Below are 589 nucleotides of genomic sequence, written 5' to 3'. Positions count from 1 at the left end.
CTTCGGAACACATTACGCCGCTTCAGGGCTCGGAACTTTGGCAGGTCGGACTTTTGGAACTCTGGATGCAGACACATGGAATCTGATGCCGTGAAAAAGCCTCGCACCACCGAAGCACGACATGCCTCCCAGCGCGACAAGGCGCTGGGCCACCGTTTGCAGCGTATGCGCACCCAGTCGATGAAGCCTGTAATCGCCCAAAGCCGCGATGGCGAGGAGGCGATGAAGAAGAACGTCGTGCTCGATTGCGGTTGGGGCAGGTTGCTCTTCGACCAGACTTTTGAAGACAAGACGGAATTGATCAATGCGCTGCGCGAGGAGCAGCGCGGCCAGCGCGATATCATCTTCTATGTACGCGATCCGCACGTCATTCTGGCAGTTGCCCCGCAGGAGGTGTTTCTCGATCCCTCGCATACTTTTCGGCTCGACTTCCCGACCTATCGCGCCAGCCGCCGTAAGCGGCCCCGCGGTTTTTTCATCCGTCGCCTGACCTCGGAAGAGGATGCACGCGCCGTCAACAACATCTATGCCGCGCGGGGCATGGTTACGCTCGACCCGAATTTTTTCCATGACAATCGCAACAACCGCT

Annotated in this window: 1 protein-coding gene; it reads left to right on the top strand. The window is 58.2% G+C overall.

Translation table 11 applies throughout. The annotated features are described in order from the left end of the window. Nucleotides 1-75 precede the first annotated feature (75 nt). Nucleotides 76-589 (top strand): hypothetical protein (locus tag ABD234_RS19125; RefSeq protein ID WP_344359675.1); only part of this gene is annotated, 514 nt, incomplete at its 3' end.

The organism is Brachybacterium phenoliresistens (genome assembly GCF_039530785.1).
In the GTDB taxonomy this organism is placed as follows: domain Bacteria; phylum Actinomycetota; class Actinomycetes; order Actinomycetales; family Dermabacteraceae; genus Brachybacterium; species Brachybacterium phenoliresistens.
The sequence above is the reverse complement of the archived record's forward strand: the minus strand, read 5'-3'. Positions and strand labels throughout refer to the sequence as shown.